The organism is Bradyrhizobium sp. (genome assembly GCF_049798375.1).
Lineage (GTDB): Bacteria > Pseudomonadota > Alphaproteobacteria > Rhizobiales > Xanthobacteraceae > Bradyrhizobium.
On record NZ_JBARGP010000120.1, the window covers coordinates 1 to 5,969 of the forward strand.

Below are 5,969 nucleotides of genomic sequence, written 5' to 3' on the forward strand. Positions count from 1 at the left end.
TGGTGATGGAGAAGCGCAACGCGCTCAAGGTCTGGACCATCCTGCTGTCGATCCTGACCTTCTCGCTGTCCTTGCTCGGCACCTTCCTGGTGCGCTCGGGCGTCCTGACCTCGGTCCATGCCTTCGCCACCGATCCGAGCCGCGGCATCTTCATCCTGGTCATCCTCTGCGCCTTCATCGGCGGCAGCCTCACTTTGTTCGCCGGCCGCGCCAGTACGCTGAAGCAGGGCGGGCTGTTCGCGCCGATCTCGCGCGAGGGCGCGCTGGTGCTCAACAACCTGCTGCTGACCACGGCCTGCGCCACCGTGTTCGTCGGCACGCTCTATCCGCTGGCGCTGGAGGTGCTGACGGGCGAGAAGATCTCGGTCGGCGCGCCGTTCTTCAACCTGACCTTCGGGCCGCTATTCCTGCCTTTGCTGATCGCCGTTCCCTTTGGGCCGATGCTGGCCTGGAAGCGCGGCGATCTGCTCGGCGCCGCGCAGCGGCTGCTGGCGGCCGGCATCGTGGCGCTGGTGGCCATCGCGATCGCCTGGGCCTGGGCCCGCGGCGGCAGCGCGCTGGCCCCGCTCGCGATCGGGCTCGCCATCTTCGTCATCACGGGCGCAATGGTCGATATGGCCCAGCGCATCTGCCTGCTCCGGGTGCCGTTCAGGATCGCGCTGCACCGTGCCCGCGGCCTGCCGCGCTCGGCCTGGGGCAGCGCGTTCGCGCATGCCGGGCTCGGCATCGCGCTGATCGGCATCGTCTGCGAGACCACCTGGAACAGCGAATATATCGGCACCATGCATCCGGGCGACGTCAGGCCCATCGCCGGCTATGCGCTGAAATTCGACGGCATGACGCAGCGGCAGGGACCGAACTACAACGAGGTTCTCAGTACCTTCGAGGTCAGCGAGAACGGCAAGTCGCTCGGGAAAATGACGCCGTCAAAGCGCAGCTTCACCACCCGCGGCATGTCGACCACGGAAGCCGCGCTGAAGACGCGCGGCGTCAGCCAGCTCTACATTTCGCTCGGTGATGCGACCAATGACGGCGGCATCGCGGTGCGCGTCTATCACAAGCCGCTGGTGCTGCTGATCTGGTTCGGCCCGGTGCTGATGGCGTTCGGCGGTCTGCTGTCGCTATCGGATCGCAGGTTGCGTGTCGGCGCGCCGCAGCCGGCGCGGGGCGCGCGCAGCAGCCTGCAGCCGGCGGAGTAGAGCGCATGCGACGGGCGCTCATCCTGCTGTCATTCGTCCTTGCGCTGATCGCAGCGCCGATCGCGCATGCGGTGCAACCGGACGAGATCATGTCCGATCCGGCCAAGGAAGCGCGCGCCAGGACGCTGTCGCGTGATCTGCGCTGCATGGTCTGCCAGAACCAGTCGATCGACGATTCCGAGGCCCCCTTGGCGCGCGACATTCGCCTCCTGGTGCGCGAGCGCCTCGCGGCCGGAGACAGCGACAGCCAGGTGATCGATTATCTCGTGGCGCGCTACGGCCAGTTCGTGCTGCTCAAGCCCCGCTTCGAGCGAGAGACCTTGCTGCTCTGGCTGCTGACGCCGCTGCTCCTGATCGGCGGCGGCATTACGCTGTGGCTGCAGGCGCGGCGCCGCAACTTGCGCAATGTAGAGACCGCAGGCCTGACGCCCGACGAGGAAGCGCGTCTCGCCGCGCTGATGGCATCGGATCCGTCGCCGGGGCAAGCATCGCCTCGGTGATCACGATCGCCTCGGTGATCACCATCGCCTAAGTAATAATACGTAGGCGCCGTCCCGCCGTCGCGCGCGCGCCATTTACCCCGATCTTTACCTTTCGCTGCGAGCTTGCCGCATCCATTCGATGCTTGCGTTAGGTTGAGGCCGATGTTCTCCAACAGCAATTTGACCATCCGATTCCTGGTGGGGGCCGTGGTGGCCTCGCTGCTGCTGCTATTGGCGATCGGCGGCGGCACCGGCTTCATCGCGGTGCTGTATCTGAACAACCAGATCACCAGCCTGTCGCCGGATTTCGCCGCGCTGAGCGGGCCGGGACGCGACCACGCCATGCAGGTCTATCAGCAAGCGCAGTCGGCATTCTCGTATTTCCTCATGGCTTGCGTCGTGATCGCGGTGATCGCGATCGCCGTCGGCGCCACCGCCTATGGCGCGGTTCAGAACGGCATTCTGCGGCCCTTGGCGGCGATGGTGCGCGCGATGCGCGACGTCGCCGACCAGAAATACGCTACGAAGATTCCAGGCCTCGGCCGCTGCAACGAAATCGGCCTGTTGGCCAGTGCGCTCGAAGTATTCAAGACCAACGGCATCGAGCGGCAGCGCCTGACGGAGCGCGAATCGCGGGAGGTGCAGCACCAGGCCGAGCGCTCGCGCTATCTCGACGAGCGCATCCAAGGCTTCAACGGCCTCGTCGCCGGCGTCGTCGGCAGCGTGGCGTCCTCGGCGGTACGGCTGAAGAGCAATGCCGAGACGCTGTCGAAGGCGGCGAACGACACCTCCAGCAAGGCCAACGCGGTCGAAACCGCCGCGAGCCGCGCCAACGGCAGCGTGCAGACGGTGGCGGGCTCCGCGGAGGAAATGACGCAGTCGATCGGCACCATCAGCCGCCGCGTCACCGAGGCGACCCAGCGTGCCGAAGGGGACGCCGCGCAGGCCGCGAAGAGCCGCGACACCATCCATGCGCTGTCGGAGGCGGCCGAGAAGATCGGCGCCGTGGTGCAGCTCGTGCAGGCCATCGCCTCGCAGACCAACCTGCTCGCGCTCAACGCGACCATCGAGGCGGCGCGGGCGGGCGAGGCCGGCAAGGGCTTTTCCGTGGTCGCGTCGGAGGTGAAGAACCTGGCCCATCAGACCTCCAAGGCGACCGACGAGATCTCCGCGCATATCGCCAGCATCCAGGGCATCACCGGCGAGACCCGCGGCGTGATGGAGCGCATCTCCACGACGCTGTCCGAGATCAGCGCGATCATGTCGGGAATCGAGGTCGACACCGCCCAGCAGCGCAACGCCACGCAGGACATTTCCAGGAGCGTCCAGGAGGCCGCGCGCGGCACGCTCGATGTCTCCAACCACATCGCGCAAATCAGCTCGACCTCGGCGGAGACCGGACGAATGGCGGGCGACGCCCGTGACGCCGCGGTCGATCTGTCGCAGCAGGCCGAGACCCTGAAGCGCGAGGTCGATGCCTTCATCATCAGCGTCAAGGCGAGCTGACCGGACAGGCGCGACATCCAGGGGCACCCCGCGCAGGCGGGGATTGCCGCCGCAACGCTTCTTCGGCCGGCCTGAAATCGTCGCGTAACACGCGGCGTGAATGATCTCGTGCACGGGGCAGACCGCGCGCGCCATCACGATGAGCAAACCCGAGGCGCGAAGGCGCGGCTGCGACCGTGTTGCTGTCCTGGCGACGGGTCTGTGCATGACGGGAGTTCGGCGCCATGGTTGCGCGAAGCCACGCGGCTGAGGTCGCTGCCTATGGCACCGTGCGGGTGTCCGTCCGCCCACGACGCGGCGGCCTCGCGCCATGGCAGCAGCGTCGCGCCGAGGACATGTTGCGGGCAGGGGTCGTCGGTGGCGTGCGTCTCGCCGAGGTCGCGCGCCGCTGCCATCTGTCGCTCAGCCAGTTCGGCCGCACCTTCAAGAAGACCACCGGCCTCACGCCGCATCGCTGGCTGGTCAAGCTGCGGCTCGAGCGCGCGCAGGACCTGATGCTGTGGACGACGCTGCCGCTCGCCGAAATAGCGCTGGATTGCGGCTTCTCCGAGCAGAGCCATTTCACGCGGACCTTCACGCGGCTGGTCGGCACCAGCCCCGGCGAATGGCGGCGGCAGAGGCGGCGGTGAGGTGGCGCTCTCCCATCCGCTGTCATTCCGGGGGAGCCCCCCAGGGCTGAATTCTGGTGCGCGATTGCGCACCTGAAATCCCGATATGGTCAGCAACGAACGCAGCCATTGCAAGATTCCGGGTTCAAGGCCTGCGGCCTTGCCCCGGAATGACGCCCACCATGACATGGTCGAATGAGTCCGGTCGACGCCACGCAGGCCATTCTTGCTCGCATCCCCCCGGCGGACGTAGACATGATCCCGACATGCAGCGGAGATCATCATGGCAGACGAAACCAACATCAGAACCGGCCAATGCCATTGCGGCGCGGTTCGCTTCGAGGCGACGCTCAGTGACGGCTTCAACACAGCTCTCCGCTGCAACTGCTCCTACTGCCGCATGCGCGGCGCGGTCGTCGTCGCGGCGAAAGCGGGCGGAGTCAGACTTCTCAGCGGCGAGGACGCGCTGACAAGCTATCGCTTCAACACCGGAACGGCCCAGCACTTCTTCTGCTCGCGCTGCGGCATCTACACCCACCACCAGCGCCGCTCCGATCCGAACCAGTACGGCGTCAACGTCGCTGCCTGGAAGGGGTAAGCCCGTTCGACTTCCCGGAGGTGCCGGTGGCAGACGGCGTGAACCACCCGAACGACACCGGCGGGTCCTCGCGATGGGCGGGGACGTTGCGGTTCGTGCCTACCGAATAGGCTTTGCCGGCATTCGTTGTAGCAGCGCGTAGGGCGGATTAGCGCAGTGTTATCCGCCACCGTCGTATAAAAAGGACAGCGCGGCGGGTTACGCCATCGGCTAACACGACCTAGGCCCGTAAGTTATCCGCAAGATCGAAGCTCGCCTGGTGCTCCCTAGGGGAAGGACCGCAGAACAACGGAAGGCACGGAAACTACCCGCAAAATCAGCTTCGCTGCTCGAAGATGCTACCACTTGGTGCTACCGCCATCAAGCTATCCGTTCGGACCCATGTGCTGAGAACAATAGTCTGCAGCGTCTCTTGGGTTTCGTGCCTCCTTGCCAGAGGAGGTCACGGCTCCAGCATAACAGCCATCGGGGTGAAATTCTTTTCGGCATCTATTTTCTATCGCTACTTTCAACTGGCTATCGCGTGATAACTGTTCAGAGGTACTCATCCGCGAAATGCAAACATTGCCGGCTCTACGTTGTTTTTCACTGAAGCCGTCGGGGACCTTACCGAGAGCCAGCACCTCGTATTCCGTACCAGTGATGAGGTCTGCCAGCGCCAGCCCATAGCACAGGCAAAATCCCCCAAGCTCTGGAGCGGAGAGCGAAGCGTTTTCGGGAGCGGCCCTTTGCTTCTCCAAGCACGTGCGGCGGGAACCTCCCACGAAAGCGCTGCGTGCGCCTCCGTCTTGAAGGAAGGGAAACGTTGGTTGCTGTGCGAAAGCGTGGGTAGCAAGCAGCATTCCGGCCAACAGAAGGCCCTGCCTCACAAGCCATCTCGGATACACAGTTCATCTCCCTGCTGATTGCTAGACGCGCGTCTAAGCTCCAGCTCGGAAAATTGCTTAACGGCTAGTCGTCCGCAGGGGAGAGCTGCTGAGCCGTCCTCGCGGCTTGCTCCGCGGCGATTTCTCGCCGGGCTTTGATCTCATAGTGCAGCCAAACAAGAAATACGCCCGCGACAATCAGCTCAACAGCCAAGCCCTCAGTCGATTGCGCTCCAGCCAAGAGCAACCCAACGGCACCGATGACCAGAACTAGGACAAGGCCTACGGCAGCAAGCCAAAGAGCGCCTTGAAGAATGGCCGGGAGCAGTGCCAAAAAGAATACGGCAAGTATAATTCCGCCAGCTATCTGGATCATCACTTACCGCCCTTTCGGCTCGTTCACACGGCCATCTTGCTTAGGCGCGCGAGCCAATCACATCCGCCATGTTCATCTTGGGCTAATTCCATAATGCCACAAACGAAAAAAGCGCAGCCGCAACAGCGGCGATGGCGCCGAGGTTGATCAGGCAGTGATCTTGAGCCGCCTTCCACTTGAGCCAGTCTTGGATTTCGCCACGAGTGGCGGGCGCTCCGCCAATATCAGTGTTTCTGCCCGTCCCGCTGAACCCGTTTGTAGAGGTTGTGAGCAAGCCCCGCATAGCGTCTACGCCGTGCCGTTCAAGCTCCGCCAGCAACTCAGTAGATAGCGC

Annotated in this window: 6 protein-coding genes and 1 pseudogene; 5 read left to right on the forward strand and 2 right to left on the reverse strand. The window is 64.4% G+C overall.

Annotation, left to right across the window (positions count from 1 at the left end):
* The 5 genes and pseudogenes from WA702_RS05480 to WA702_RS05500 all read left to right on the forward strand — a co-directional run.
* A partial coding sequence (locus WA702_RS05480) for a heme lyase CcmF/NrfE family subunit (protein ID WP_425109521.1) occupies positions 1–1,199 on the forward strand: 1,199 nt, incomplete at its 5' end.
* Positions 1,200–1,204: 5 nt separating this feature from the next.
* Entirely contained in the window at positions 1,205–1,699 is a 495-nt protein-coding gene (locus WA702_RS05485; protein WP_425109522.1) for a cytochrome c-type biogenesis protein, read from the forward strand.
* Positions 1,700–1,843: 144 nt separating this feature from the next.
* Complete coding sequence (locus tag WA702_RS05490; RefSeq protein ID WP_425109523.1) at positions 1,844–3,187, forward strand: methyl-accepting chemotaxis protein; 1,344 nt, start codon at positions 1,844–1,846, stop codon at positions 3,185–3,187.
* 224 nt (positions 3,188–3,411) lie between these two features.
* Entirely contained in the window at positions 3,412–3,816 is a 405-nt protein-coding gene (locus tag WA702_RS05495; RefSeq protein WP_425109524.1) for a helix-turn-helix domain-containing protein, read from the forward strand.
* A 262-nt stretch (positions 3,817–4,078) separates the two neighbouring features.
* Positions 4,079–4,503 (forward strand): annotated as a pseudogene (locus WA702_RS05500) (GFA family protein).
* A gap of 841 nt (positions 4,504–5,344) precedes the next feature.
* On the opposite strand, the gene WA702_RS05505 reads toward WA702_RS05500, so the two are convergent.
* Positions 5,345–5,635, reverse strand: coding sequence for a hypothetical protein (locus WA702_RS05505; protein ID WP_425109525.1), 291 nt, complete (start codon positions 5,633–5,635; stop codon positions 5,345–5,347).
* An 82-nt stretch (positions 5,636–5,717) separates the two neighbouring features.
* A partial coding sequence (locus WA702_RS05510; RefSeq protein ID WP_425109526.1) for a hypothetical protein occupies positions 5,718–5,969 on the reverse strand: 252 nt, incomplete at its 5' end.